This window comes from Geobacter sulfurreducens PCA (genome assembly GCF_000007985.2).
Classification (GTDB): Bacteria; Desulfobacterota; Desulfuromonadia; order Geobacterales; family Geobacteraceae; genus Geobacter; species Geobacter sulfurreducens.
Map to the genome: position 1 here is coordinate 2,359,277 of NC_002939.5, position 25,124 is coordinate 2,384,400.

At 55.2% G+C, this 25,124-nt stretch carries 31 protein-coding genes; 20 read left to right on the forward strand and 11 right to left on the reverse strand.

Annotated features, from left to right (window positions below; genetic code table 11):
• Nucleotides 1–119: 119 nt before the first annotated feature.
• The 10 genes from GS_RS10760 to GS_RS10805 form a co-directional block, all read right to left on the reverse strand.
• On the reverse strand, nucleotides 120–1,007 hold the full coding sequence (locus GS_RS10760) for a lipoprotein (RefSeq protein WP_010942785.1): 888 nt from the start codon (nucleotides 1,005–1,007) through the stop codon (nucleotides 120–122).
• Nucleotides 1,008–1,422: 415 nt separating this feature from the next.
• Nucleotides 1,423–1,815 (reverse strand): hypothetical protein, encoded by a 393-nt coding sequence (locus GS_RS10765; protein ID WP_010942787.1) that lies wholly within the window; start codon nucleotides 1,813–1,815, stop codon nucleotides 1,423–1,425.
• Between the two features lie 67 nt (nucleotides 1,816–1,882).
• The gene (locus GS_RS10770) at nucleotides 1,883–3,253 is read right to left on the reverse strand and encodes a sensor histidine kinase (RefSeq protein WP_010942788.1); all 1,371 of its coding nucleotides are present in this window, start codon (nucleotides 3,251–3,253) and stop codon (nucleotides 1,883–1,885) included.
• Entirely contained in the window at nucleotides 3,246–3,953 is a 708-nt protein-coding gene (locus tag GS_RS10775; RefSeq protein WP_235044874.1) for a response regulator transcription factor, read from the reverse strand. The genes GS_RS10770 and GS_RS10775 overlap by 8 nt, the downstream gene beginning before the upstream one ends.
• A gap of 58 nt (nucleotides 3,954–4,011) precedes the next feature.
• On the reverse strand, nucleotides 4,012–4,398 hold the full coding sequence (locus GS_RS10780) for a DUF302 domain-containing protein (RefSeq protein ID WP_010942790.1): 387 nt from the start codon (nucleotides 4,396–4,398) through the stop codon (nucleotides 4,012–4,014).
• Between the two features lie 40 nt (nucleotides 4,399–4,438).
• Complete coding sequence (locus GS_RS10785; protein WP_010942791.1) at nucleotides 4,439–6,580, reverse strand: heavy metal translocating P-type ATPase; 2,142 nt, start codon at nucleotides 6,578–6,580, stop codon at nucleotides 4,439–4,441.
• Nucleotides 6,581–6,698: 118 nt separating this feature from the next.
• On the reverse strand, nucleotides 6,699–7,118 hold the full coding sequence (locus GS_RS10790; RefSeq protein WP_010942792.1) for a hypothetical protein: 420 nt from the start codon (nucleotides 7,116–7,118) through the stop codon (nucleotides 6,699–6,701).
• Nucleotides 7,108–7,482 (reverse strand): ArsR/SmtB family transcription factor, encoded by a 375-nt coding sequence (locus tag GS_RS10795; protein ID WP_010942793.1) that lies wholly within the window; start codon nucleotides 7,480–7,482, stop codon nucleotides 7,108–7,110. Before GS_RS10795 ends, GS_RS10790 begins: the two co-directional genes overlap by 11 nt.
• A 283-nt stretch (nucleotides 7,483–7,765) precedes the next feature.
• On the reverse strand, nucleotides 7,766–8,308 hold the full coding sequence (locus GS_RS10800; protein WP_164930446.1) for a hypothetical protein: 543 nt from the start codon (nucleotides 8,306–8,308) through the stop codon (nucleotides 7,766–7,768).
• A 185-nt stretch (nucleotides 8,309–8,493) separates the two neighbouring features.
• Nucleotides 8,494–8,811, reverse strand: a complete 318-nt coding sequence (locus tag GS_RS10805; protein WP_010942795.1) for a hypothetical protein — start codon at nucleotides 8,809–8,811, stop codon at nucleotides 8,494–8,496.
• A gap of 122 nt (nucleotides 8,812–8,933) precedes the next feature.
• Here GS_RS10805 and GS_RS10810 point away from each other — a divergent pair, with 122 nt between their 5' ends.
• The 18 genes from GS_RS10810 to radC all read left to right on the forward strand — a co-directional run bounded on the left by GS_RS10810 (nucleotide 8,934) and on the right by radC (nucleotide 23,351).
• On the forward strand, nucleotides 8,934–9,353 hold the full coding sequence (locus GS_RS10810) for a single-stranded DNA-binding protein (RefSeq protein ID WP_010942796.1): 420 nt from the start codon (nucleotides 8,934–8,936) through the stop codon (nucleotides 9,351–9,353).
• A gap of 109 nt (nucleotides 9,354–9,462) precedes the next feature.
• On the forward strand, nucleotides 9,463–10,419 hold the full coding sequence (locus GS_RS10815; protein WP_010942797.1) for a hypothetical protein: 957 nt from the start codon (nucleotides 9,463–9,465) through the stop codon (nucleotides 10,417–10,419).
• Nucleotides 10,420–10,543: 124 nt separating this feature from the next.
• Nucleotides 10,544–10,708, forward strand: coding sequence for a hypothetical protein (locus tag GS_RS17435; RefSeq protein WP_010942798.1), 165 nt, complete (start codon nucleotides 10,544–10,546; stop codon nucleotides 10,706–10,708).
• A gap of 13 nt (nucleotides 10,709–10,721) precedes the next feature.
• Nucleotides 10,722–11,696, forward strand: coding sequence for a PD-(D/E)XK nuclease family protein (locus GS_RS10820; protein ID WP_010942799.1), 975 nt, complete (start codon nucleotides 10,722–10,724; stop codon nucleotides 11,694–11,696).
• An 84-nt stretch (nucleotides 11,697–11,780) separates the two neighbouring features.
• The gene (locus tag GS_RS10825; RefSeq protein WP_010942800.1) at nucleotides 11,781–11,984 is read left to right on the forward strand and encodes a hypothetical protein; all 204 of its coding nucleotides are present in this window, start codon (nucleotides 11,781–11,783) and stop codon (nucleotides 11,982–11,984) included.
• On the forward strand, nucleotides 11,981–12,250 hold the full coding sequence (locus GS_RS10830) for a hypothetical protein (protein WP_010942801.1): 270 nt from the start codon (nucleotides 11,981–11,983) through the stop codon (nucleotides 12,248–12,250). The genes GS_RS10825 and GS_RS10830 overlap by 4 nt, the downstream gene beginning before the upstream one ends.
• A gap of 40 nt (nucleotides 12,251–12,290) precedes the next feature.
• Nucleotides 12,291–12,695 carry a TSCPD domain-containing protein gene (locus tag GS_RS10835; RefSeq protein ID WP_010942802.1) on the forward strand — a complete coding sequence of 135 codons (405 nt, stop codon included), beginning with the start codon at nucleotides 12,291–12,293 and terminating at the stop codon, nucleotides 12,693–12,695.
• Nucleotides 12,696–12,793: 98 nt separating this feature from the next.
• Nucleotides 12,794–13,735 carry an AAA family ATPase gene (locus GS_RS10840; protein ID WP_010942803.1) on the forward strand — a complete coding sequence of 314 codons (942 nt, stop codon included), beginning with the start codon at nucleotides 12,794–12,796 and terminating at the stop codon, nucleotides 13,733–13,735.
• The gene (locus tag GS_RS10845; RefSeq protein WP_010942804.1) at nucleotides 13,732–14,145 is read left to right on the forward strand and encodes a hypothetical protein; all 414 of its coding nucleotides are present in this window, start codon (nucleotides 13,732–13,734) and stop codon (nucleotides 14,143–14,145) included. The genes GS_RS10840 and GS_RS10845 overlap by 4 nt, the downstream gene beginning before the upstream one ends.
• A gap of 29 nt (nucleotides 14,146–14,174) precedes the next feature.
• On the forward strand, nucleotides 14,175–15,131 hold the full coding sequence (locus GS_RS10850) for a DUF3150 domain-containing protein (protein ID WP_010942805.1): 957 nt from the start codon (nucleotides 14,175–14,177) through the stop codon (nucleotides 15,129–15,131).
• A gap of 9 nt (nucleotides 15,132–15,140) precedes the next feature.
• Entirely contained in the window at nucleotides 15,141–16,868 is a 1,728-nt protein-coding gene (locus tag GS_RS10855; RefSeq protein ID WP_010942806.1) for a VWA domain-containing protein, read from the forward strand.
• An 81-nt stretch (nucleotides 16,869–16,949) separates the two neighbouring features.
• Nucleotides 16,950–17,513 carry a hypothetical protein gene (locus tag GS_RS10860; RefSeq protein WP_010942807.1) on the forward strand — a complete coding sequence of 188 codons (564 nt, stop codon included), beginning with the start codon at nucleotides 16,950–16,952 and terminating at the stop codon, nucleotides 17,511–17,513.
• A complete protein-coding gene (locus GS_RS10865) occupies nucleotides 17,497–17,766 on the forward strand; it encodes a hypothetical protein (RefSeq protein WP_010942808.1) in 270 nt (89 codons plus the stop codon). Before GS_RS10860 ends, GS_RS10865 begins: the two co-directional genes overlap by 17 nt.
• A 109-nt stretch (nucleotides 17,767–17,875) precedes the next feature.
• Nucleotides 17,876–21,232, forward strand: a complete 3,357-nt coding sequence (locus GS_RS10870; RefSeq protein WP_010942809.1) for a DUF6094 domain-containing protein — start codon at nucleotides 17,876–17,878, stop codon at nucleotides 21,230–21,232.
• A gap of 76 nt (nucleotides 21,233–21,308) precedes the next feature.
• Complete coding sequence (locus GS_RS10875) at nucleotides 21,309–21,704, forward strand: hypothetical protein (RefSeq protein WP_010942810.1); 396 nt, start codon at nucleotides 21,309–21,311, stop codon at nucleotides 21,702–21,704.
• A 26-nt stretch (nucleotides 21,705–21,730) separates the two neighbouring features.
• Nucleotides 21,731–22,252 carry a hypothetical protein gene (locus GS_RS10880; RefSeq protein ID WP_010942811.1) on the forward strand — a complete coding sequence of 174 codons (522 nt, stop codon included), beginning with the start codon at nucleotides 21,731–21,733 and terminating at the stop codon, nucleotides 22,250–22,252.
• Nucleotides 22,253–22,265: 13 nt separating this feature from the next.
• Nucleotides 22,266–22,781 (forward strand): CHC2 zinc finger domain-containing protein, encoded by a 516-nt coding sequence (locus tag GS_RS10885; RefSeq protein ID WP_010942812.1) that lies wholly within the window; start codon nucleotides 22,266–22,268, stop codon nucleotides 22,779–22,781.
• Nucleotides 22,782–22,859: 78 nt separating this feature from the next.
• Nucleotides 22,860–23,351 carry a RadC family protein gene (gene radC, locus GS_RS10890; protein ID WP_010942813.1) on the forward strand — a complete coding sequence of 164 codons (492 nt, stop codon included), beginning with the start codon at nucleotides 22,860–22,862 and terminating at the stop codon, nucleotides 23,349–23,351.
• Between the two features lie 142 nt (nucleotides 23,352–23,493).
• Here the strand turns inward: radC and GS_RS17590 are convergent, their stop codons facing one another.
• Nucleotides 23,494–23,745 (reverse strand): hypothetical protein, encoded by a 252-nt coding sequence (locus GS_RS17590; RefSeq protein ID WP_235044875.1) that lies wholly within the window; start codon nucleotides 23,743–23,745, stop codon nucleotides 23,494–23,496.
• 38 nt (nucleotides 23,746–23,783) lie between these two features.
• On the opposite strand from GS_RS17590, the gene GS_RS10895 reads away from it, so the two are divergent.
• Together GS_RS10895 and GS_RS10900 are read left to right on the forward strand one after the other, a co-directional pair.
• Entirely contained in the window at nucleotides 23,784–24,146 is a 363-nt protein-coding gene (locus GS_RS10895; protein ID WP_010941222.1) for an IS3 family transposase ISGsu7, read from the forward strand.
• Nucleotides 24,143–25,033, forward strand: a complete 891-nt coding sequence (locus tag GS_RS10900; RefSeq protein ID WP_010941223.1) for an IS3 family transposase — start codon at nucleotides 24,143–24,145, stop codon at nucleotides 25,031–25,033. The genes GS_RS10895 and GS_RS10900 overlap by 4 nt, the downstream gene beginning before the upstream one ends.
• Nucleotides 25,034–25,124 lie beyond the last annotated feature (91 nt).

Consider the following 25,124-nt stretch of genomic DNA (forward strand, 5'->3'; position numbering starts at 1 on the left):
TTTGCTGGCAAGCAAACGGAAAGGCACTGAGATTGTCGACACGCCGGATCTCAGTGCCTTACTGACAGGCAGTCCGTCTCAGCAGGGATGGACCGCTGCGCTTCCGACGACTTTTGGCGCTACATCATCCCCCAGTTTCCTCCCATCATGCCGCCAGGCCGCCATGTGCCAGCGTTGTTGGTCCAGAATGATGAATGACTTGTGTAGTTCCTGAACATTGACGAGTAGTTGCCAAATCCGGTTCCTGTACCCGTATTTTGTAGCAAGGTAGTCATCTGATTACAGAAAGTAGTCATGGTAGGGCTGGTGATAGGAAGTCCGCTCGTGGCGTTCTGGACTATTTGTGGCATATAGAGGTTCATCTGCCCCATCATGTTTTGAAAGCGACTCTGGTTAACACCGGTACCGGTTATGACAAGCGGGGCCTGTTGAGCCATTATTGCTGCCATTTGCGTCGCCACCTGGTACATGGTCTGATAATTGGCGCTGCCTTGGCCACCCTGCGCTCCGTTGATATAATTGCCAAGCATGTTCACACCGGCAGGCAAATTGAGTTGATTACGCAGTTGGGTCATCGCATCAGTCATCGTCATGCCTGGATTGCCCGCTAGTTTCTGTTGAATCAGCGTTGACATGGGGCTAATGAAGTCGGTATATCCGGCAGGTGCTGTCAGGACGTAACCATTGGCAAGCGGAGATGAAGGATGATCTTCATCAACTGTCTGGCCAGCGATGGCTCTGACTATAATAGGGTATCTTCCGACAAGATTCGGAGCAATATCAAGAGTGTATGTGCCACCCTGTCCGGAAATGGCTTTCGGTTCACCTGGCTCCCACTGATAATTGCCATTCATATCCATGAATACTTCTGCTCCACGCAGATAACCGTCTGCTACGACACCGCTGACGGTGCTCACGCCATTTCCGCCACCACCACCGCCACCACAACCTGCCAAGACACCCATCAACACCACTGAAGCAAAACCTAAACTCATAACTTTGTTCATCTCGTCACTCCTTATTGTACTGCTATTGTACTGAACGGATACGTCCGCTTCTCTTATGAATAATTACCCTGTCTACCGGCTTCTTGTTCCGGTCTAGAATCACTGCTTCGTAATAGCTTGTCTTCTCGACGATTTTACCAACCTGCACGTCTCTGTCGGCGTAGTATTCCGTGAGGTCGCGTCGTGCTTCCTCAAGGGAGGAGACGCTTTTGCGAGCCCCGTACCACCCCCATCGCTGATTGCTGCAATAGCCGTTGTAGGTCGTGTTGCAACCGCACTGTTCGCACGCTGAAGCTTCCGAGTGCAGAAGAGCGCCCGCGAGCAGTATCAGGCTGACCATCAATAATAGTTTGCCTCTCATCATAAGTAATTACCAGTTACGGATAGATTTGAACCCTGCCCGCTATCTCTGTTACTACCAATTACAATAGCCGCAGCCGCAACCGTAGCCAGAGCTCTGCCGGTAGTTCATGCCGCCACCCGTCCCCCAGTTGCCAACGCCGTATTTATCGCCCGTTGCCTGCAATTGATCCTGGAGGCTGGCGATTTCTTTGCGGAGGGCCGCTATTTTCCTGCCGTCCGGGACATCTTTACTGTACTCGTCCTGTAGTTCCAGTTGCTTGTCCATGAGGCTTTCCCTTGCCTTGAACGATTCCTTCTGGAAACTGCGCATCTTCTGAGTGCTGACATTCTGGCTGTTTCCGGTCATACACCAACCGCCATTCCCCCAACCCCAGCCGGCATAGACAGCCGAACTTGCCATTAACGCCCCGACAACTGCTACTACTGCAATAATCCCCTTGTTCATGATAATTCTCCTTTGTGATGAAGTATTGCTATCGATGGTTTCATCGTAACAAAGGAGTGTGGGACAATTATGAAGCGGTTGTGGAGAATTGTGGAGATTCCGCCTTGTCGGGAAACGCCAGTGAAATTGTTGTTCCTACCGCCTGGTTACTGGTGACGCTGATGGATGCGCCGTGCGCATCTGCCAGTTCCCTGACGATGGCGAGTCCGAGCCCGAGCCCGCCGTCTTTACCCCGGTAGAACCGCTCGAATATCAGGGGGAGTTCTTCTGCGGCGATGCCGCAACCGGTGTCGGCTACTGTGAGGGAGCAACCATCCGGGGTCCTCCTGGCACCAAGCGTTATGGCGCCTCCCGGAGCCGTTGCCTTGAGACTATTACTGATCAGATTGATGAGAATCTGCGAGAGCCGTTCGGGGTCGGCATAGACCGTGGCACCATCGTCAGTCTCTACCCTGAACTCTATCTCAAGGTTACGGGCGGCAGCCTCGAAGTATGTTGCCAGATTATCGAATATCTGCCTGACGTTCAGATTGACGGGGGCAAGACTGAGGGCGCTGGCCTGGGCCTGAAAAAACTCCTCCATCGAAGCCACAATCTTAGTGAGCCGCTGGTTCTCTTCAAGGAGCAGGCTCATGCGTGACGTGTCATTCGGCAATACACCGTCCAGAATACCTTCAAGCTGCCCTCGCATGACGGTCAGCGGGGTACGCAATTCATGGGCAAGGTTGGCGCAGATCTGCTTGCGCAGTTTGTTCTGTACCTGGAGAGTGTGCGCCATCTGGTTGAACGACTGGCCAAGGGCAGCCAGCTCATCGTTGCCGGATATAGCGACGCGTTCGGTCAGATTACCCTGGCTGATGTCGTGCGCTGCCTGCGATATCCTGATGATCGGACGGCTCAACCGGCGGGCAAAGATGACGCTCAGGATGCAGGCCGCAATACCGAGAATGATGGCCGAATAGGTGAGGAGCCGGTTGGTTCGCGCAATGAAGACACGGTTGCGCTCATCTGGAAGAAACCTGACTTCCAGTTGTCCGACTTCCTCGCCGTGGTGAAACAGAGGATAGGCGTGGTAGTCACCCTTGCCGGGCGCGGAGTCGGTGCGAGTTCCATGTTTGAAACGTGCCCGCTGTTCCGGCTGCAAAGAGTTCAGCGCTACGGCAGTTTCCATGACGGTTTTGCCGTCCAGGTCCACCAGACGGGTTTCCAGGCCGAGTTGAAGCGCCCAGATGGAGTCTTCCGCCGCCATCGCCTTGTCCCACCCTTTCTGGTTGGCAAAGGCGGATTCCAGGTCGGTGACGACCCATGAGACGCGGTCCTCCTGCTCTGCTTCGGCAAGAAGAGTGAAATCGCGCACGACCAATTCCCGGAGCAGAACCGCCGAAGTCACCCCCAGGCCGGCCATGAACAGCAGTATGATCAGGAATTTCTTAAACATCCGGTACGCCACCGAAGCGGTAGCCCAGGCCGTACACCGTTATGACATATGTCGGCGCCTTCGGGCTGTCACTCAGCTTATGCCGGATGTTCTTGATGTGGGAATCGATATTCCGTTCATAGCCTTCGAACTGATACCCCATCGCCCTGTCTACCAGTTCCTCACGGGTAAAGGTTTTCTGCGGTCTGGCCGCGAGGGTGTGGAGCACCTTGAATTCCACTGCCGTCAATTTTACGGAAGTCCCCCGGCAGGTCACGGTATAGTTGCGGTCATCGACAACCAATTCTCCCCTGTTGAAACTGAGCCGCTTTCCTCCATCCGCATTCTTTCCCGCCCGCTTCAGCACCGCCTGTACGCGTGCCACAAGTTCACGTGGACTAAACGGCTTGACGACATAGTCATCGGCTCCCAGGGCGAACCCGGCCAGACGTTCCTCCTCTGAAGCCTTGGCGGTGATGATGACCACCGGAATATCGGCAGTCTCCTTCAGTTCGCGGCACACTGCTTCGCCACTGAGGTCCGGGAGCATGAGATCGAGAACGACCAAAAGTGGAGATTCCGCTCTGGAGTTATCCAGCGCATCCCTGCCTGTTGTCACGTGCACGACCTTGAGCCCGGCGTTCTCAAGATAGGCCAGAGCAACTTCTGCAATTCCGGCATCGTCCTCCACAAGGAGAATGTAATTATTCATGTCGATCATCCCTTGTGCATGAGCTCCGACAGAGGGGAATCGGGCCTTGCCAATGACAGCTTTCTTCTCACTTCGCGAGATTGATGATATCAAGCACAATCCGCTCAACATCCGACGCCAGGGTCTCTATGCCGGCTTCAGGGAAAAAATCCACGATGGCCGTCGGCAGCATGGTGCTGATGAACGTCTCTCCCTTTTGCTCGTAAATGCTGATCGGGCAAGGAAGCATCAAGGCGATTCTGACATCCTTCTCAAGAACCTGACTGGCGTACTTGGCATTGCAGATTTCGACAATCTTCAACGGCTCACGGGCGAACCCTTTTTCCGTCAGCGTCTTGGCAACGTCGTGCGTATGCAAAACACGAAACCCTTTTTCTGCCGCTTTCTCTTCAATTGCGGATACGGCCTGATCAAATGACTTTTCTGACTTCACGGTGATTTCAAAACGTTTCATGTTGACCTCCCTTTGTAAGCAAGCTTAGTTGGGTTGATCCTCAGTGTATGTCATTGACTCGCAACAGTCGCAAGCTGTTGAGCGTTACCAGTAACGACGCCCCCATATCGGCAAGGATTGCCAGCCACAGGGTAAGCCAACCCGGAAACACCGCCAGGATGGCAACCGCCTTGATGCAAAGCGAAAAGGTAATATTTTGCCGGATTATGGCGAGAGCCTTTCGGCTTAGCAGAATGGTAAACGGCAGCTTGGCAAGATCGTCCGACATCAGGGCTATATCCGCAGTTTCCAGCGCCGTGTCGGTCCCGGCACTCCCCATGGCGATGCCGACTGTCGAGAGGGCCAGGGCAGGCGCATCGTTAATGCCGTCGCCGACCATGGCCACCTTGCCGTACTCTTTCAAAAGTCCGTCGATTGCCGTGAGTTTGTCCTGAGGCAGCAGTTCAGCACGGAATTCATCAACGCCTACTTGTGCGGCAATATTTTTTGCAGTTGCGGTATTGTCTCCGGTCAGCATGACAGCATGCCGAATGCCGGCACGCTTCAGGGAGGATATAGCACCTGCACTGGCGCTCCTCACTTCGTCGGCAACGGCGATGATCCCGACAATCCTCTCCGCACTGCCGAGGATCATTACCGTTTTACCTTCTGATTCCAGTCGTTCAGCCTGCGGGACGATCTCGTCGATGGAAATATTCTTTTCGGAAAACAGCCTGGGGCTACCGATATAGACCATCTTGCCGCTGATCGTGCCTTGAGCGCCCTGGCCGGCTACGGCGGTAAAATCAACCACCGGGGTAATGGTGCATCCCCGGTCTTTCGCCGCTTTGACAATAGAAGCTGCAAGCGGGTGTTCCGAACGGGCCTCCAGGTTGGCCGCCATCTGCAAAAGTTCGCCTTCCGCCGTTTCTCCGAGGGGTACGATGTCGGTGACAACCGGTTTTCCTTTGGTGAGCGTACCGGTCTTGTCGAAGGCAATGGCACTCAATGTACCAGCCTCTTCCAGATAGATTCCCCCTTTGATCAATACACCATGTCTGGCAGCGTTACTGATTGCGCTGACAATGGCAACCGGCGTGGAGACGACCAGGGCACAGGGGCAGGCGACAACTAACAGGGCAAGGCCGCGATAAATCCACGGTACCCATGCATGCCCGAGAAAGAGCGGCGGAACGATAACGATGCCGACAGCCAGTGCCAATACCACCGGGGTGTATATGGCGGCAAATCTATCGACAAACGCCTGGGACGGGGCTCTCCTCGTCTGCGCCTCTTCCACCATATGAATGATCCTGGCGATAGTGGTATCCTGCACCAACTTGGTAACCTTGACTTCAAGAGAGCCGTGGGTATTCAGCGTTCCGGCAAAGACCTCTGCTCCAACGCCCTTTTCCACAGGCATTGATTCACCGGTAATGGCAGCCTGGTTGATTGCCGACTCACCTCTGACAATGATGCCATCCATGGCGATTCTCTCGGCCGGCCGGATTATCATCACGTCGCCAATGACAATTTCCTCGACCGGGATCACCGTCTCGCGGGAATCACGCCTTACCAACGCCACTTTCGGGGCTATATCCATGAGTTGACGGATGGAGCGTCGTGCCCTGTCCATGGTCCATGCTTCCAGCATCTCCGATATGGCATACAGAAAGGCCACTGATGCGCCTTCTTCATACTTGCCGATTGCAATGGCGCCGATGATTGCACCGCTCATCATGACACTCATGTTGAAATTTCCGCGAGGTAGAGAGCGGGCGGCCTTGCGGAAGTTCCCCCATCCGCCGAGGACCATTGCCGTCAGATAAACCGGTATGAAAACAATGGCCGGACCACCGAACCTCTCCAGTCCATAGGCAATTGCCAAGGCAATCCCCGAAATGAGCGCTCGCCGCATTTCCCAGTCCGGTTTTCCGATATGCTCATCCGCTGAGACATCCTGTCTGGATTCCGGGCTGATGACGTAGTTTTCTTCCTCCCCCAGGCGTCTGATCTCTTCCAGATCAACACTCCCTTCAACCGTCAATCTGCCGGACATTGTATTGAGAGTCGCCGATACGACACGGGGCAATGCGTTGACTGCCTTTTCGAATTTCTGGGCACAATCCAGGCAGGTGATGCCCTTGACGTGGAAATATGCCTTTCCCTGACCACTTATCGAGGTAGGGGTATCTGTAGCCAAAGGCCCTCCTAACCCCCCGGATTCACCACTACAGTTGTTTTCAGCGGTTGGCGTCAATGAGCAGGCAGCAGATGAGCAGCCGCAACCAGATTGGTTATTTTCTGAATCACCTTTTCTGTTATCCATTTTTCATCCCATCTGAGTTTCTAATTGCCCGTTCATACCAAAGCGACGCCACCAGACCGTAAATACAGTTCAGACCGATCACCACGGCAGGCGTAATCGTACCGAAGCCAAAACCGAACGTCCCTTTGCCCATTCCGGGCAATACCAGGAAGAGCATCATTGCAGAAGGCAGGAGGCTGAATAGGCAACCACGCAGAATAGCCCTCTGGTTAAGAACCGGCAGAATAAGCAGCAACATCCAGATGCCTCCCCAGACCATGCGTTGATACAACCATGGTGCCGTGAATTCAGGTTTCATGCTTAATCCGATCAGATCACTGATGCCGGCCTTGCCCATAAACCAGATATTGAAGCTATCGATGAAGGCGCCCAGGGCACCTCCTGCAAACGCAGCGCTGATCCTACGAATCATGGTGCCCCCCTTGGGCGGTGATGTGGTCAAGACCTTCACTGAGCAGATTCCCCACATGACTGTCGTCAAGCGAATAGTAGACGATTCTGCCATCCTTACGGTATTTGACCACTCTCAGTGAACGAAGCAGGCGCAATTGATGGGAGACTGCGGATTTGGTCGTCCCGAGAAGACTGGCGATGTCGCACACGCAAAGCTCATCCAATGAAACGGCGAGAAGAATTTTGAGTCGGGTGGGATCGCCCAAAACTTTGAATGTTTCTGCCAGGCGGTTCGTAATGTCATCTGAAGGCATGGCTTTTTTGGCGCTCATGACCTTAGCTTCGTTGATCAAGTTGATTCGGCATGTTGCAAATTCGGACATGGTATCACCTCAATAGTTGAGCAACCTTTCAACAATAAAGATATTGTCTTTTGTCCAACGTGTCAATGAGGATTGTTCGTAAATTGCGTTAACGATGCGGGATTACATGCCGCCACGAGGGTTCAACAACCGGCGTGCGAAAATGGTGATGTTAGCTGAGGACGAAAAGAGTATATCTGGAATAGCTACTATCGACGGTTTACCATAAACATTCTAAGCGCAATAAGATATATCCGTCAAACCGTCATAACTATAGAGGGGGCCAACAGGACTCAATTGTCCCTTACCTCACCAAAGTGATCATTACCGAATCAGAAATCGAAGTGCTGCGCTTATTGTCATGAATGGTCACGAGAATGTTCCATTCGCCTACTGGGTCTGAATTGTCGGCTTTAAGACGCATGAAGGCTTTTGCCAAATAAGCGTTGCTGTTTGATCTCTGAAGTTTACCCGTAATTCCTTCCAGTCTGGAATATTTCTTTATTATATTTCCGGGTTTGATGATTTGTACATCGAAGGTCACATCAGCAAAATTATTCTCATCTATAAGTGGATTTGTAAATATGACATGGAGTTCAGCCTGTTCGCCGATCCTTAGGGTGTCAACTCTGGTAAAGTCAGTTCTGTTATCCGGTGGCATGTTCAATATCTTATCAAACTCATCACCAGGAGTGACAATCAAGGCGGCATTGAACCCGGGGAGTGGCTCAAAAGCTTCTTGGTGCAGATCCTGCGGGCTGACCTGATGACGTTCCAAGCTGCCGGTAGACGCCAGGGAACAAACTGCCGGAACCGTCAGCAAGAATATTATCAGCCAAAACCTCATGCGGCCTCCAGCCAAAATAAGTTCACCCGTACAGCAATTACTTTTCGGATGCAATCCCCTTATCTTTAGCATATCGATAGCAAATGACCAGAATCTCGAAAATCACTTTATCGCCAAATTTGTTTCAAAGTATTTCAGCGCTATTCCGGCATATTAGCAATACATTTTGACATTGACACATGAAGTTATGGTCTGCTATGAAACTCGTATATTTTAGACTCTTTCAGAGAAAGAGACTCCGCAAGCCATAGCGCTTCCGGACAAACTTCTTCGGAAAGCCCGAGGAAGAATCGCCCCGGCAGGGATGAAATTCCCGGATAGATCAGGCTGCTGTTGCCCCTGTCCGGATGAGATTCGGAGGCATGTTTGCCAACCGAGCAGTCGTTTGGGTAAAGCGACGTAAATCCAAGCAGCAGTGCGTCCAATTTCCGGAGCACACACAATTCCCGCAAAATAATGACCCGTTCCGGCTTAGCTGGAGTGGGTTTTTTGTTGCTCGACATCCGCGACAAGCCTTGTAAGCGGCGGGTACTTTCACCACATCCCGACCGGGAGACGATCTGTTCTCTCCCCACCGGGACGGACAAAAGTCTCCTTGCTTCGGGAAAACCAACAAGGAGGCAGTATGGCAAGTCTGAATCGCGTGGAACTCATCGGCAACCTGGGACGTGACCCTGAAATCAGGTACACACCAGGAGGCACCGCTGTCGCAAGTTTTTCACTCGCGACCAGTGAGAAGGTCAAGAACAAGAGCGGCGAATGGGAAACCCGCACCGAGTGGCACAACATCGTCCTCTACGCACGTCTCGCAGAAGTAGCTGGCGAGTATTTGTCGAAAGGGAAAAGTGTCTACCTCGACGGTAAACTCAAGACCCGCAAATGGCAAGATCGGGACGGTAAAGATCGCTACACAACCGAGATCATCGGCGACAAGCTTCTTATGCTTGGTAGTAAAAATGGCAGCATTCCTGACGGGAGTGACGACCAGCCATCAAACAGCCAGGCACATGAGGACATTCCGCACGATGACACCGATCCGTTCTAGGTAACAAGCAACCACAACCAACAGTCCCACGGGGAGACATTACCAAATCCCCAAAGGGATTGGTCTGTCTTCTCTGTCGGACACAACCCACAGAAAAGGAGACAGACAGATGAACGCACCAGCTCAAATCATTCCCATCAGTCCCACCGCATCATCCCTAACTCACCACGCCGTCAACATCAGTGAACTGAAGGCCCAGGTAAACCTGATCCAGTACGTCATGCGTGACGTCATGAAATCAGGCGAGCACTACGGCACCATTCCCGGCTGCGGAGACAAAGCAGTTCTTCTCAAACCGGGCGCCGAAAAGCTCATGCTTACCTTCAGACTGGCGAACGACGTGGAGGTGGAAACCATCGATATGCATCTCGGCCATCGTGAGTATCGCATCAAGGTGACGCTCTACTCACCTGCAGGCCAGCGTCTTGGTACCGGTGTCGGTTCATGCTCGACCATGGAAAGCAAGTATCGTTTCCGTGTCGGGCCAGTTGAACTGACGAATAAACCGGTACCGAAGGAATACTGGGATATTCGCAAGGAGAACCCGGCAAAGGCGCAAGAGATCATTGGTGGACGCGGCTTCAGCGCAAAAAAGGATGACAGCGGCAACTGGAAAATTGCCAGGCAGGGAGAAAAAGTCGAACACGACAATCCTGCCGATTTCTACAACACCTGCCTGAAAATGGCCAAGAAGCGGGGCTTGGTGGATGCAGTACTTACCTCAACCGCTGCTTCGGACATATTCACCCAGGACATTGAGGAAGATCCTGACCTTTACGGACAGACGGAACACAACGGAGGAAACAGTGCCGGCAACACCAGCACTACCTCCGGGACTTCACAAACTGCCAAACCGGACAGTGCCCCATCATCCAACGAAGCCGAACCTGTTTCGACTTCCGAGATCATCGGGTATCTGACCGCCAAAGGGATCAGGATGGAACTCTCCGCAGACGAATCGGAGATCTCCGCCTTCCCGGACTTCAACGACACCTCAGCCCGCCAATGGCTGAAAGACCACGGATTCAAATGGGACGGCAAAGGCAAATGCTGGCAGTACCGGTAGTGCCTGACGTTCCAGACTGAACTCCACTCACAACCTACCTCAGCAGGGAGACAACGACTTTCTCCCTACCGGGGGTGTCTTGTCTCTTCTGCCGGGTACAACCCACAGACAAGGAGACAAGATCATGACTACCCACATCATCAAGCACGTAACAATCAAAGGCTGCCAGGTGCCGGTCTATGCGCCCGTCAAGGAGCGACAAATCAGCATCGATGTCACCAGGATCATTGCCGGCGTTATTTTCGGTTCCCTGCTCACCGCAGTTGGAACCTTACCGTTTCTGATCTGAAAAGGAGACAGCCATGAGCAAACTCGCTGCATTTCTGGGACGGGCTATTCCGACCCATCAGCAGAAACAATCCTCACACCTCGGTGACCGAACCTTGTACGTCGGAGCATCCGATATTGCCGGCTGTCCACGCAAAGCGGCACTCGGCAAACAAAACCCGACCGGTCACGACATCAAAACACTCCTTCGTTTTTCCCGTGGCCACGCCGCGCAAGCCATGTATGCCGATTTCTTCAGGACCGGTGGCGCTCTCTTCGAAGAAGAAGTCGAAGTGCGGCATCCGGCTATACCTGAGATCAGGTGTCACATCGACTTCCTGTTCTATGCAAACCGGCAGACCAAACGGCTGCACATCGTGGAGATGAAGTCGACCGACGGCATCCCCGACGAACCCTACGCATCATGGGTGGATCAACTGCATGTCCAGATGGGCCTGCTGCAACTCACCCTTGATCCGGCAGTGGAAATCGGTGGTTCGATCCTGGTGGTGGACCTCAATGCGGGATCGTACCATGAGTTCAACAGCTATACACCCAACAGACTGGTATTCGACCAGCTTGTGGAAAAGGGAAAGCATATCCTTGCAGCAGCGCGAGGCGAGTGCGCTCCCCGAACCGAACCAGGTATTCTCTGCGGTTACTGTCCGTTTCGCACCGGCTGTCCTTCCCATGCCGTCGCCCTGGATCTCCCCCGGGAGATACTTGATACCGGCAGGAAGTATCTGGAGCTGAATGAACAAAAGAAGGCTCTCGAAAACCGACTGGACGTCCTGAAGAACGACATTCTCACCTTTGCGGATGGCACGTTCAAAGGGGCTTCGGACGGAATACTGATCAATGTCACCTCAGTGGCTGATTCGACAACCATCGACAGCTACAAGCTCAAGAGAAACTATCCAGATATATACGATCAGGTAACGAAACCGAAGTCAGGTTACGTCAAACTTGAAATCAAGCCATTCACGCCGCTCGCAGCTCAAGCGGCTTGAACCAACCCCACCAGGGGGCATCACGCTCCCCATGGGAACTCTCCATTCATGGAGGCGTGCGCCCCCATTGAAAGGAGATTATCGATGAAAATCTATCGTACCGGCACGTTACCGCCTGACCTCAAGTCCTTCACCCGCGAGAACAGATTCGAAGATCTGAAGGAGGCTCTTCAGACCATAGCGTCGCTGATCCTCATAGCTGTAATGCTCTTCGTGTTCATGTTTGCCGCTGCAACTCCACCGGAACCCCAGGTTTATCCAAAGGGCTGGGAGGAGGTACGAGGATGAATGGACCGGGCAACATTATCTGCTCAGGAGATGAAATACATCTTCCTGCTGTCGCCATGGAAGAGGTCAACCTGTCACTGCATGGGGCAAACCGCTTCCTGGAGCGCGACATTCCGCTTGAGGCCGTCGAAGGTGTCCGTCACCTTCTGCCGCTCCTCAACGAGAAGCCGCTCAGATTCAGGTACAAAGGGGTACTTGTCGTTGCCCGACTGGTCAACGGTTCACCCAGGATCATCACTGCCTGGAAAGTCCCTCCCTCAGCATAGCAATCACACGGCAGCACACTGCCGGAACAAGGAGGCCATTATGAGCCCAAAGATTCCACGGCCAAAGGCTGTTACCGGTTTCACCATCGAACGCCGGTCGTCATGCGGCAAAATCTACACTACGGTAACACTCTCTCCGGGCACCGCTGTTCCCATGGAAATATTCGTGCGCTTTGGCAAAGCCGGAGGGTGCGGTTCCGCCATGGCCGACGGCATTGCCCGGCTGGTCTCGTACGGTCTCCGTTCGGGACTTGAAGCAACCGATGCTGTCAAAGCATTGAGCGGTATCGGCTGTCATCTGGGGAGCAATACCTGTCTCAACTGCGTTGCCGAATCAATCCGCCTGGTACTTGTACATCTTGATACCGGACGGGATCTGAACGACTTGATTGAGGAAGCGGCTCTTGCAGAGGCAAACGCCGTAAGCGCCCACGAATTCAACTGACACACACTACCCATCGACACCTGGCAGGGAGAGCACGACATCCCTGCAGGGGAGTCTGTCTCCCTGTCCGGTTACCACACACTGCACAGGAGGCAGACATGAACTACGAAATCAGAAGCACGTTCAATATCGACGCGCCCAAATCCGTCACCATCAAGGGAAGAACACCGGGACATCCGGCGGTTCCCCAACAGGATCTCCAGTACATTTTCCGGCAGTCAACCCTGTCCGACCTGTTCACCTGGTATCTCCTCGGTGAACGCTCACTCTATCTCACCGGCCCGACCGGCTGCGGGAAATCCTCTGTCATCATTGAGGTTGCCGCACGGCTCAACATCCCCCTCTGGAATGTCGTCGCCCACTCCCGGCTGGAAACTCCGGAACTGATCGGCGGCTATCGGCTCAATGCCGGCGGAGGAATGGATTTTGTGCATGGGCCGCTCATCATTGCCATGAAGGAAGGTGGCTGGTTTCTGATCGATGAAATCGATCTGCTCGATCCTTCCACTGCTGCGGGACTGAACGGTATTGCCGAAGGCCGCCCCATCACTATTCCGGAAACGGGAGAAGTGGTAACGGCTCATCCGGACTTCCGTTTCATCGCCACCGCCAACTCAAATGGAGCCGGTGACGCTACAGGCCTCTACCAGGGGATACTGCGGCAGAACCTGGCTTTCCTCGACCGCTTCTACATGATCGAGGTCGGTTATCCCGACCAGGACATTGAAAAGAAAATCCTGACCGAAGTGGCGCCATCCGTCGGCAGCGACATCAGAGACCGCATGGTGGCAATCGCTAACGAGATCAGAGCCCTGTTTGTCAAAGGGGAGACGGAAGTCACCCTCTCGACCCGCACCCTGACCCGGTGGGCACGCATCACCGCCTTCCAGGGACGGGCCGCGGCCAGCCAGGGAATGTCCAACGGCGAAACACTTACCAAGGCCTTCGACCGGGCTCTCGGCTTCCGGGCTGAACCCGATACCCGAACCGCCCTGCACGCTGTATTGCAGCGTCACTTCGGGGACAGGAGGTCGCCATGAGCAGATACCGGGCACTCAAATCATCCGTGGATCTGCACCTGCAGGATCTGATCAGGAATCACGACAAGGTCTATCACCTGGCGGTATTCGAACGTAACGACGGCGGCTATGACGTCCTGTACGGATACGGGCGTCGTGGCGCATCCATGCGCCTCGGCATTCTGAAGGGTGGTGAGAACCTCCGTGATTATCAGACAGCCATCCGCCTCATGCACAAGAAAGAAACGGAACAGGTTCAGGGCGACGGGTATCAGTACGCCGACGGCATCACTCCCGGCGTCTGGAACAACCTGATGCCGAAACCTTCTGCGGCGCCAACCGCACCTGCTACCCCACAACCAAAAGAGCCGGGACCGGAGGCAACCGAACCGCACATAGGCGGTAACGGACCGAAGTCATGGTTCTGGTAACTAACTACAGTCCCACGAAAGGAGACATCATGAATAACACTACCATTAGCAAAGTACTCCAGGGTCTGGTCCTGGTTCATCTCAGCTTCTCCGTCTGGTCCGGCAAGAAGAAACTCCGGCCGGAAGATTTGAAGGGTGCGAATCTGCCACCCGACAAGCTCGCCTCTCTCGGGTCAAAGCGCATTTTTGATCCTGATGCCCTCAAGGTGTTCGCCACCCTGAAGCGCCAGGCTGAACGCGCCTGCGAAGAGGTAGGAGTCAGATTCCTTGGTGGCTATGCCATTCCCGAGGAAAAGCTGGCTCCCCTTATGGAGAAGATGGAACAGGTCGAACAGAGCTTTGCCACGGCAAAGACGAATTTCCTGTCGGCATACGACGACAATCTCAAGGACTGGCTCGCCGAAGCCGGTGAATGGTCTGAGATCGTCGCTCGTGCCGTTGAACCGGCTAACCGTGTCGCCGAACGGCTCTCCTGCGGTTTCACTGCCTTTAAGGTGGAAGCACCCGGAGAAACTGTTTCAGCGGTACAACCTCTGGAACGACAGGTTGGCGGTCTCGCGGATCAACTGATCCATGAAATCGGCGCCCTGGCAAAATCAACCTGGGAGGAATCGTACCGGGGTCGCACTTCCGTTACCCGGAAGGCTCTTCGCCCACTGAAGGCAATCCTCGACAAACTATCAAGCCTGACCTTCGTTGGCCCTGACAAGATCAGCGGCCTCGTTGCCAACGTACATGCGGCACTCGCCACCGTACCCAGATCCGGACCGGTCACCGGGGCAACCCTGATGGGCCTGGTCGGAGTATTGTGCGAGCTGTCAGACATTGCCGGTTTCATCACGACCGAGGAACGGGAAGAAATGCTGCAACCGCTCCCCGAACCAGAAGTCGAACCGGAACTATCTGCACCTCTTCCACCAAAGACCGTAACGATCATGCCGCAGCCGGTACAGCAGATTGAAGCGCCGGCTGTCTGGTTCTGGTAAGGAGTCGCCATGAAAACACGACCTCTTGCCCTGATCGCCAAAGTACTTGGCCGGAAATACGATGTCACCATAACCATTGCCGGACAGGTTGCCTGCACCAGCGGGAAGGAAATCACTATCCCGGTCGTGTCAGGCCCCCATGCCGAAGCGCTTGCCCATGGTTATATCGATCATGAAGCGGCGCATGTCCGGTACACCGATTTTTCCGTACGTCTCACGGACGATTTCGCGGGGGATCTGCTCAACATCCTTGAAGATGTGAGAATCGAACAGGCAATCGGCCAGGAGTATCCCGGCTGTATCGCCAACCTCCGCGAGCTGACCCGTCTTCTGGTCGAACAGGAAGGCGTATTCAGACCAGACCCGTCCCATCCATCCCAAAGCATCCTCGCCTGGATCATGGCCGTGATCTACATGGCAGTACTTGGTCATGACTCGTTGCGGCAAACCAGGGACAGCGCCGAACCTTTGGTCCGGCAGGCTCTGGGGAGAAACTTCAACCAGGCTTTGTTGCTGCTGGATCGTGCCGGGGCACTTACATCGACCCGTGAAGCAGCGGCACTCCGGGATGAACTGATGAAGCTCATCCGTGACTCCGCACACCAACAACCGAAAAACGGGCAATCCCGGCCTTCCCAAAGTCAACCCGGCAGTCACGGAGATCAAAACGACGGGACAGGCAGCGATAACTCCCGGCAACAGAATGGAACCGGCAGTAACGGTAGTCGACAGGCACAGAACGGGGATAAGCAGCAAATCTCCTCACAGCCTGCCGGCTCCGGACAGGATAAATCATCCGGACACTCTTCTCAGGGACAATCCGGGGCGTCTGATTCACCATCCCAGGAATCTGTCCGCCAGGCATTAGCGGAAGCTTTGTCGGGCAAGAGTGTCGGCTCCTTCGGGAACGTGGGAGAAAAACTGGCCGAACTGCTCTGCCAGAACGCTACCGAAAGTTCATTCAACGGGACAGCCGCAGCAGCACCACGGCTGCCAACTGCCCAACTACTGAACCAAAACGGCGGATACGATGATCTTTCCGCGCTTCGTGTCCACACGGCAGCCTTGCGAGCCCGGCTTCAGGGGCTTGTCCAGGCATCGAAACAGAAACGATCCACCCCGGTTAGCGTCGGGCACCGACTGGATTCACGTGTACTGACCCGTCTTCGTATCTGCGACACTCGGGTTTTTACCAGGAAAGAGGAAAAACGGGCGGTCAATACGGCTGTCTGTATGCTTCTGGACAGTTCCGGAAGCATGGGCAACACCACCATCCTCAACAAGATGGGCATCGCCTCCCGCGCCTGCTTCGTGGCGGCAGAGGCGCTCTTCTCCATTCCCGGTGTCCGCACGGCGATTGCCACCTTCAAGGGGCACGACAATCACGTCTTCCCCATGGTCAACTTCGGGGAAAAGCCTGATCACAGCAGATTCAACATTACCGGTTCCGGTGGCACCAGACTCGGCCATGCACTTTGGTGGGCATGGGGCGAACTCAGCCTGCGCCGGGAAACACGCAAGATCTGTATCGCCTTCTCCGATGGCGACACCGGCGATGGCCCTGTCACTCAAGCCGCTATCAAGCGGATGAGGGAAGAGGGAATCGAGGTGATCGGGATAGGTATTCAGGACAACAGCATCAAGCAGTATCTGCCTGACAACCATCGGATCATCAAGAACCTTGACCAGTTCACCCCGGCGCTGCTGGAACTGCTGCGGGAAAAACTGGTTGCCTAATCACAACCCACATCCCGACGGGGAATGCCATTCCCCTCGGGGATATGTGCGTTCTCCGTCGGTACTACACGAGGAGAACCCATGAAAATTACCATTTCAAACGACAAGGCTTCAGCAACGGTCATCTGCCGGGATCTGATCCTGGATGATTCCGTTGCCGGAGCCCGCAATCTCTTCTACCTCACCGCCTACGGCCCCACTCAGGAGATCCGGGCATTCGCCCAGATTCTTGCCATGAAGGGGTCACTTGAATGCCACGGAAAAGAAGACCGATCAATCAACATCTGGAGCAACCATCACCTGCGGGTCATACCGAAGATGGGCGAAGGGTATTCGGGGGTGTACATCACACCGTCGTCCGACTCGTCGTTTCTGATCGGCAGCTCGAAGGCGGATTGTTACCAGGTCTTTACCAGGATTCTCGATCAGCGGGAGTTTGTCCATCGCGATTGGTACGAAGTGCTGTTCAACGAGGTATCCACGGAAATCGAGCCCTTTGTTGGAAACAAGCGGTGCTGGAAATTTCGGGGCCACGAACTCAAGTCGGAGATAGTCAACCGGCTCAAATACGGCGGGCTCAAGATGCCTCCAGCAACAGCGCACTTCACCATCGAAAAGGAGGAACGCCATGCGTTATCCAATTGAACAGGTATCGGACAACTGGGAACGCCGGATCATCAATAACGGCTACGTTCAGCACCGTGAAGTCTACCGTAACGGTTCTCGCGGAGAGTGGCAGTTTTACATATCCGGCTTCGGACCCACGGTGGAAGGAGGAACGGGACGCTGTACCGTCCTTAAGGAAGGCGGCAGCTATGATCATTTCGTCCCCATCGATGCCAACAACCGGATCAAGATCAATGGCCGCTGGTATGACCGGCGCTATTGGGATCACTGAGACGAAGAAGTAATTAATTACTATCCCTCTGCGGGTAGGCGGTTTTAACCTCCTCCCCGAACGGAGAGGGTGTTATCTCCGCCTGCCCCCTGTTACCAAGGAGACAGGCATGGAACTTACCACTACCATCAACAGCTCGTTTTCCCGCACCCGGGGGAATGAACTGAACAAGGGGTACTACCCGACCTTTCCATCTGACGTTCAGACGGTACTTCGTATCCTGGAGCCGTCATTCGGTTGGAAAAGCCGGCGCTACAATGCCCTGAAAACCATATCAGTCCTTGACCCCTGCGCGGGTGAAGGCGAATTCCTGACCACAGTGACTCGCTGGCTCAAAAGGCGCTTTGCCGCCTCCAACGGTTCACCTCACGAAATCCTCTCCTATGCCGTTGAACTGGATGCCGGCAGGTTCGCCAGGATTCACGGGACAACCCAGAAACTCAACTCGTCGTTCTTCGACGTGGAGCTTTCCGGCAAGTTCAATCTGATCTTGCTGAATCCGCCTTACAACAAGGCCGCCGGCAACGAACTGGTCACCTGGATGGAAAAGACAGCGCCCCTGCTGGCCTACGAAGGAGTGATGGTTCTCATCATTCCCGAGTATGAACTGAAAGGGAGGCTGCTGGACATCATCCAGGGTACGTTTACCTTTGCCTACGCCTTCCAAAGCGAGGAATACGCCCGCTTCAAGCAGGTTGTCGTATTTCTGGCAAAGAATCAGGACAACAGCAGCGAAATCTATCATCAGTATGTCCGTTATCAGAGTTGGCCCGCTGCCAACCTGGGGGATGGAGCGGTACGGGGGAAGTACACCGTGCCGGGCAAACGCCAGACTCTTTCCCTTGGCGGCAGCAATGGCAGCAACCGCCCGCTCATGACGGCCCGCGACCTCACGGAGTTTTACCGGGAGTGCGAGGACCGGCTCGACAAGGCGGCGGGCATGGTACTGGACAGGCAGTATCCGTCGTCTTATGACACCAGCATCCAGCCCATCTCAACCCTGCGAACTGCGCACGCCGTCCAACTGGCAGCCATGAACAGCCAGATCGAATCTATCACCATCAACTGCGACTTCTTCCTGGCTAAATTCATGGTCATCACCAAAAACGAGACCTTCAAAGATCCGGAGAACAACTGCGAGACGATGGTCTGCAAGCCCACCGTCGAAGCATTTCTGATGGACCGCCACGGGTACGTGAAACCGGCCCGGGAACACGGGTTCGATTATTACGAACTCAACAGCCGGCTCTCATCGGTGCTTCTGCAGAAACTCTCACGGCTCTACCAGCCCCTTCACGAAATCGGCCAGGACGAAGCATACCTGGTTGATGAACTGCAGGGGATCGGTCTGCTCCCCCCGCAACGGGAAGCGGTCAAGGCCGTCATCAAAGCCTACCGCTCAGGACGCCGGGGTATCGGCATTCGTGCCAATACCGGCACCGGGAAAACATGGATGGCGAAAGCGGTGAAGTACCTGACCAATGCGAAACGCACGGTGATGGTATCGGAACCGCAGCTTATCCCCCAGTTGGCACGGGAATACGCCAACGAGGGGTTCAATGTGCATGTCATCGACTCCTGGGAAGTCTTGAAGGAACTTGCCGCAACCAGGCCGCACGGTCTCTACCTGATCGCTTACACACGGCTCAGGATGCACCCGAAATACCGGCTATGCATCAGGAGTCGTAAAACCATCGTCAAGAAGGATGGCAATAGCTCCGTGGAATTCACGGAGGTATGTCCGTCCTGCCGTTCGCCTCTGACCGAGAAGATCCGCAAGGGTGACAAACCCAAGTGCTCATATTGTGGCGAACCGCTCTTTACCTATATTCCTGAAAATGACCGCACAGCCATGACCTATCGCCGCTGGATCAGCGAGATCGAGAACAACGGCACCGCCACGGAAGCACGGACGCACAACAAACAGTTGCCGTACATCCGATTCCTCAAGCGGATTCCATTCGACCTCGCCATCTTCGACGAAGTTCATAACGCGGCCAACCTGATGAGCAATCAGGGGACCGCGTTCATCCGGCTTGCCGCAACTGCTGCCAAAGTTCTCGCCCTCACCGCCACCGTGACCAACGGTATGGCGAAATCAGTCTACAACATCCTGTGGGGGCTGAATCCGAAGCAGATGCGCGACTCCGGCTGGGAGATGAAGTCAGCCACAGATTTCCAGACAAAGTACGGAGCATTCAAAGAGGTCAGGAAAACCGATGAAAAGAACCGTCACCGGGAATCGGAACGTGTCACCACCTACGATACCGCCGGAATCTCGCCGGCAGCCCTGATCTATACGCTCCCCAACTTCGTCAATGTGGACAGTGACGACTTCGATGACCTGCCACCAGTGGAACGGGAGGTCATCAAGTGTCCGTCACACGCTCTGGTGGAAACCTGTCACCGGAGCATCGAAAACATCATCGAAAAGGCAGACCTGCCACCGGAAGACCTTCTTGCCGCCGCAGCCGTCCGCAATGCCGCTTTTCTGCGTGTCAGCGACACGTTCCGGCATTACAACGACGAACTGAAGCTGCGGGATGTTCCGCTCGGCACGCTGCACCGGCTGTCGCTTCCCGACGGGGAGCTGCTGCTGGAAAAGGAAGAAAAACTCATCGCTATCGCCCAAGGGGTGATTGACCGGGGAGAGCGTCTACTGGTCTATACCGGGAACACGCAGAAGATCGACATGCGCCCCGTCCTGAAACGCATCCTTCGGGATAACGTCCAGGGCGCCAGCATCGAGATCCTGCCCGACTCGGTTGCACCTGAAAAGCTGGTTGGATGGTTCGAGCAGGTAACGGCTCAAGTCGTTGTCGTCTCGTTCCATCGCGTCGCCACGGGTCTCAACTTGTCCCAGTTCAATAACCTTGTCTGGTACGACTACACGTCCAATACCAGACTGGCCGAACAGGGGGACGGGAGAATCCGTCGCGTCAACACTGCTGACATCCACCGGGCTCAGTTCGGGGAAGTTCGTCCCGTCCGTTATTGGTATCTCACCTCTTCAGAAGTCCAGGCGTTGCAGCTTGCCTACACCCTGGAGAAGAGGATGGTCGCCAAGCTGGCGGAGGGGGAAACACCAGACATCGACCCGGCGGAATGCAGCAGCAGCCAGTCGTTTTCATCCCTGATGACCAAGGCGCTCAAGGAGGGGAACTTCAACTACTCCGACCCGTCGGCACTGTTGAAGAAGATGACCCAGCACGAGAACGCCCGCGTCAGGGGGGACAACAAGGCCGCATCGCCGGTCAGAAACAACGTCATCCAGCTGCCGGTCACCAGACCGGAACCCGTTCCCGTTCCATCATCCATTGCCGTCATCCACTGTGAAGGGGGCAAGGAAATCACCCGGGAACTGCCGTTCGGCACCTACCAGACCTTACTGGATACAGGAGCGCTGGAATTCACCCTGTTCGGCGTCTATCTGCGCCAACCCGCTCCCATGCGGAAGCGGGCCTGACCATCACCCACAACCCTCGCGGGGACCGACTCCCCGCAGGGGTGATCGGTCTCCGCAACCAACAAGGAGACCGGCAATGACCGAGACAAACACCGTAAAGCGCCTCATCATCCCCATGCACGACAACAGCGAGTTCTTTTCCGACAATGCTGACTACGCCATCATCGATCTTGACGCCGCCCTCATCGAGCGGATCAAGAAGCTGGCGGTGGTCGTGAGACAGATGAAGGCCAACAAGATCAGCGAATTCAACCATACCTGCGACTTCAGGACTGTCGATTGGGATGCCGAGCCGGACAACGGCAAGGTAGCCATGAAGGAGTTCGAGGGACGGATGGAGTGTTCCACTCTGAACGTCACCGACAGCGATTTCTTCTGGTCGGGCTACTACAAGCACACCGATGTCCGGTGGGAAACCGACACGGTGCTGATCAAGTCGCTCGACGAACCGGACATCCTGGATGAGCGGTAAGCGTGCGGAGAAGAGGAGGACGCAGCATGAGCCCTCTCGACCGACAGACTGACGAACCGACCAACGAGGAACGTGCCGGCAGGATTGACACTGTCATGCAGGCCTACTGCCTGACCCTCGAAAACCGGGATTTCGACGGCGACGAAGACGACGTGAAGGACATGCTCACCGACCTAATGCACTTCTGTGAGCGGATGGAGATCGATTTCGAAGAGAATCTCCGCGTCGCCCGCAACAACTACAAGCATGAACGGCTCGCGGAACAAGGCGATACCGGCCAGCTTGGCTGCCCGGTGTGCGGCTGCTTTCTGGAGGTTACCCGGACCGATACCCTGTTGGGGATCGACCGGGAGTTGTACGACTGCCAGGAATGCGACGAGATCTTCATCCGGGAGCTGAATGCCCCGGACAGTCCACTCCAGCGAGCAGTCAAATGTGTCGGCTGCGGCAACATGATTCCGCAGGCCTCGGCGCGCATCCTGTACCAGCGGGACGACTACGCCCACTTTATCGGCGAGTGCTGCTGGGACGAACGGCTGCGTGAGTGAAAGGAGGCTTGCCATGACCCTGAACACGACGTTGCAGGCGGCACGAGATATGGGCGTGCCGGAGCGTTACGCGGTAATGCGCCGGCTGGCCTTCCTGCAGCCGCAGATCAAGCATCTGGAGCGGGAAATCTGGGGAGCGCGACGGCGGACGGATCGCAGTCGCGACCTGCTGATCAAGGCCCTGTCCGAATCCCTCATCAGAGACCAGGAAAAGGAGCTTCGCCCCATGAAACGTGAGGCGACGGCGCTCCTGAACCATGTCAACGGCAAGGAGACTGTGCAGGCGCCCGGCGGAATCACCCAGGAGATGATCGACCAGGCCCGGCAGTATCCCATCACCAGCATCATCGAATTCTCCAAGGGGCGGTACCGCTGCTGTCCGTTTCACGAGGACCGCAATCCGTCCATGGCCTTGTACGAAAACCACGTCCACTGTTTCGTCTGTAACCGGACCTGGGATTCGATCAGTGCCACGATGGCGCTGGATGGCGTGACTTTCCGGGAAGCCGTACTGGCTCTCCAGAGCTGAACAAAATCTATCTCAAACCCTATGGGGGCGATGACTGCCCCCCCAAGGGGAGGTCCGCCCCCGCTATCGGAGGAGGATATGAATCTTAATCTCTTCGGTGAACCGGTACCGCCGGTCACCAAACGAATCATGGTGCGCTCAATCGAGGCCCGCTACAGAAACGAAGTCGTGCGTGACGATGCCCCGGAATGGGTGTCGATGCGCTTCACGAAACCCGAGCAGGTCTATGAGATGTTCCGGGATCTCCGACGTGAGACGAAGGAGCATTTTGTGGTGTTGCATCTCGACGGCAAGAACCGGATCGTCTGTTTCGACCGGGTCTCCATCGGTTCGCTCAACCAGGCCATTGTTCATCCTCGGGAGGTGTTCAAGACGGCATGCCTGTCCAATGCGGCGGCCATTCTGCTTGTGCACAACCATCCGACCGGTGATCCGAACCCCAGCAGCGAAGATATCGCCATCACCAAGCGTCTCAAGGAGAGCGGCGACATTCTCGGCATCCGGGTACTGGATCACATCATCGTCGGTGATGACGAGTTCCTGAGTTTTGTCGAACAGGGACTCTTGTAAATAACGGGGGAGCGGCGCTTCAAGCGCCCTCCCTCGACTCTTCCCCCCTGCTCAAGAGGGTTCCCTAGAGCCACCGTCCCGGCGGTGGTTGTAGGGAGCCCTTTTGGGCCACCAACACTACATCAAGGGGGATAGAGTCATGTCAGTCAGAGCACGTATCAACGGTAGGGAATTCACGCTGAGCTGGGAGGAATTTGAGAAGGCGCTGCACCGGAACAACATTGTCGGTGGCGAATTCGAGGTTCTTGCCATATATGCCGGCGGGAGACCCTGCTAGCATCTTCAGACCGGATACCCGTCCGGTCTGGATAGAGGCGGCCCATGTGGTCGCCTTTTTATTTTTATACCTATAGAAAGCACCATTCCCTATGGCGGCCCCGGTTTTCTTGGACACGAAAATGAGGTAAATCTAGGTGTTCAAGGAGGTCGTCAATGGAAAAGGATGTCAGTGTCTCCGGTGCGGCGGAAGGAGAGCGTAGCTCGACTGGAGCAGCACCGGAAGTCAAACGTTGGAGCGCCAACCGCAAAAAGGAGGTTGTCCTGCGGTTGATGCGCGGTGAACCAATCGATGCCTTGTCCCGTGAGTTGGGCATCGAAATCTATCGCCTGGAAGAGTGGCATCAGAAAGCACTCCAGGGGATAGAATCTGCTCTCAAGGCTCGTGAAGGTGATCCGTTGGCAGCGGAACTCGATGCAGCCTTCAAGCGCATCGGTGAGATCACCATGGAAAACGAGCTACTGCGGGAGAAAGCGAGGCGTGCCCACCCTTTGGCCCAGAGGAGATCGAAGAAATGAGTGCTACGATCTCCCCTGCCACCGGTAAAGCCTATGGCGTTCAGCGCGTCTGCCTTGCCTGGGGAGTGCCCCGCTCGTCGTTCTATAGCCGTGCAGGCAGAAAAACATTGCCTGCTGTACTGCTCAAGCGTGGTCCAAAAACACCGCTCTCTGACGACGAGGTACTTTCTCTCATCCGGACCGACCTGGAGACATCCCCCTTTGTCGGCGAAGGGCACCGTAAGGTCTGGGGACGACTACGCTTCGTCAAAGGGATAAAAGTCGGCCGCAAACGAGTGTTGCGTCTCATGCGGGAGAACAATCTGCTCTCCCCTCACCGGGTTGTTCAGGGACAGCCCAAGGACCACGCCGGCAAGATCATCACGGCGGCCCCCAACGTCATGTGGGGTACCGATGGCACCAAGATCTTCACCCTGGAAGAAGGGTGGTGCTGGTTGTTTACCGCCGTCGAGCATTGGAATGCCGAGTGCGTCGGTTGGCATGTGACCAAGAATGGCGACCGGTTTGCCGCATTGCAGCCGCTCGCCATGGGAATCAAGGCCCGTTTCGGCTCGGTCGGTGCCGCTGCTGCTCGAGGGTTGGCACTGAGGATGGATCACGGCAGCCAATACCTCTCAGAGCATTTCCAGAATCAGATCAAGTTCTGGGGAATTGCCCCAAGTTTCTCATTTGTTGCCGAACCGCAGACCAACGGGGTGACGGAACGGTTTAATCGGACTATCAAAGAGCAGGTCATCTATGGCCGCCATTACCGCACAATCGAAGAAGTAAGGATGGCAGTAGCTGACTTCATGGATCGTTACAACCGGCTGTGGCTGGTTGAAAAGCTCGGGTTCAGAAGCCCACGACAGGCTTTCGAGGAGTATCAACTCAAGAAGGCTGCGTGACTCTTATCTTGTGTCCAGGGTACCGGGCGCGCTACATCTCTTTCTCCGTCTTCACGTCGTCGTTCGCCATGGAGAACCCTGCGACCGCGAC

Coding starts and splice junctions, on each gene's coding strand:
- GS_RS10760 (WP_010942785.1), bottom strand. CDS start 1,007: ATGAACAAAGTTATGAGTTTAGGTTTTGCTTCAGTGGTGTTGATGGGT.
- GS_RS10765 (WP_010942787.1), bottom strand. CDS start 1,815: ATGAACAAGGGGATTATTGCAGTAGTAGCAGTTGTCGGGGCGTTAATG.
- GS_RS10770 (WP_010942788.1), bottom strand. CDS start 3,253: ATGTTTAAGAAATTCCTGATCATACTGCTGTTCATGGCCGGCCTGGGG.
- GS_RS10775 (WP_235044874.1), bottom strand. CDS start 3,953: ATGATCGACATGAATAATTACATTCTCCTTGTGGAGGACGATGCCGGA.
- GS_RS10780 (WP_010942790.1), bottom strand. CDS start 4,398: ATGAAACGTTTTGAAATCACCGTGAAGTCAGAAAAGTCATTTGATCAG.
- GS_RS10790 (WP_010942792.1), bottom strand. CDS start 7,118: ATGATTCGTAGGATCAGCGCTGCGTTTGCAGGAGGTGCCCTGGGCGCC.
- GS_RS10795 (WP_010942793.1), bottom strand. CDS start 7,482: ATGTCCGAATTTGCAACATGCCGAATCAACTTGATCAACGAAGCTAAG.
- GS_RS10800 (WP_164930446.1), bottom strand. CDS start 8,308: ATGAGGTTTTGGCTGATAATATTCTTGCTGACGGTTCCGGCAGTTTGT.
- GS_RS10805 (WP_010942795.1), bottom strand. CDS start 8,811: ATGTCGAGCAACAAAAAACCCACTCCAGCTAAGCCGGAACGGGTCATT.
- GS_RS10810 (WP_010942796.1), top strand. CDS start 8,934: ATGGCAAGTCTGAATCGCGTGGAACTCATCGGCAACCTGGGACGTGAC.
- GS_RS10815 (WP_010942797.1), top strand. CDS start 9,463: ATGAACGCACCAGCTCAAATCATTCCCATCAGTCCCACCGCATCATCC.
- GS_RS17435 (WP_010942798.1), top strand. CDS start 10,544: ATGACTACCCACATCATCAAGCACGTAACAATCAAAGGCTGCCAGGTG.
- GS_RS10820 (WP_010942799.1), top strand. CDS start 10,722: ATGAGCAAACTCGCTGCATTTCTGGGACGGGCTATTCCGACCCATCAG.
- GS_RS10825 (WP_010942800.1), top strand. CDS start 11,781: ATGAAAATCTATCGTACCGGCACGTTACCGCCTGACCTCAAGTCCTTC.
- GS_RS10830 (WP_010942801.1), top strand. CDS start 11,981: ATGAATGGACCGGGCAACATTATCTGCTCAGGAGATGAAATACATCTT.
- GS_RS10835 (WP_010942802.1), top strand. CDS start 12,291: ATGAGCCCAAAGATTCCACGGCCAAAGGCTGTTACCGGTTTCACCATC.
- GS_RS10840 (WP_010942803.1), top strand. CDS start 12,794: ATGAACTACGAAATCAGAAGCACGTTCAATATCGACGCGCCCAAATCC.
- GS_RS10845 (WP_010942804.1), top strand. CDS start 13,732: ATGAGCAGATACCGGGCACTCAAATCATCCGTGGATCTGCACCTGCAG.
- GS_RS10850 (WP_010942805.1), top strand. CDS start 14,175: ATGAATAACACTACCATTAGCAAAGTACTCCAGGGTCTGGTCCTGGTT.
- GS_RS10855 (WP_010942806.1), top strand. CDS start 15,141: ATGAAAACACGACCTCTTGCCCTGATCGCCAAAGTACTTGGCCGGAAA.
- GS_RS10860 (WP_010942807.1), top strand. CDS start 16,950: ATGAAAATTACCATTTCAAACGACAAGGCTTCAGCAACGGTCATCTGC.
- GS_RS10865 (WP_010942808.1), top strand. CDS start 17,497: ATGCGTTATCCAATTGAACAGGTATCGGACAACTGGGAACGCCGGATC.
- GS_RS10870 (WP_010942809.1), top strand. CDS start 17,876: ATGGAACTTACCACTACCATCAACAGCTCGTTTTCCCGCACCCGGGGG.
- GS_RS10875 (WP_010942810.1), top strand. CDS start 21,309: ATGACCGAGACAAACACCGTAAAGCGCCTCATCATCCCCATGCACGAC.
- GS_RS10880 (WP_010942811.1), top strand. CDS start 21,731: ATGAGCCCTCTCGACCGACAGACTGACGAACCGACCAACGAGGAACGT.
- GS_RS10885 (WP_010942812.1), top strand. CDS start 22,266: ATGACCCTGAACACGACGTTGCAGGCGGCACGAGATATGGGCGTGCCG.
- radC (WP_010942813.1), top strand. CDS start 22,860: ATGAATCTTAATCTCTTCGGTGAACCGGTACCGCCGGTCACCAAACGA.
- GS_RS10895 (WP_010941222.1), top strand. CDS start 23,784: ATGGAAAAGGATGTCAGTGTCTCCGGTGCGGCGGAAGGAGAGCGTAGC.
- GS_RS10900 (WP_010941223.1), top strand. CDS start 24,143: ATGAGTGCTACGATCTCCCCTGCCACCGGTAAAGCCTATGGCGTTCAG.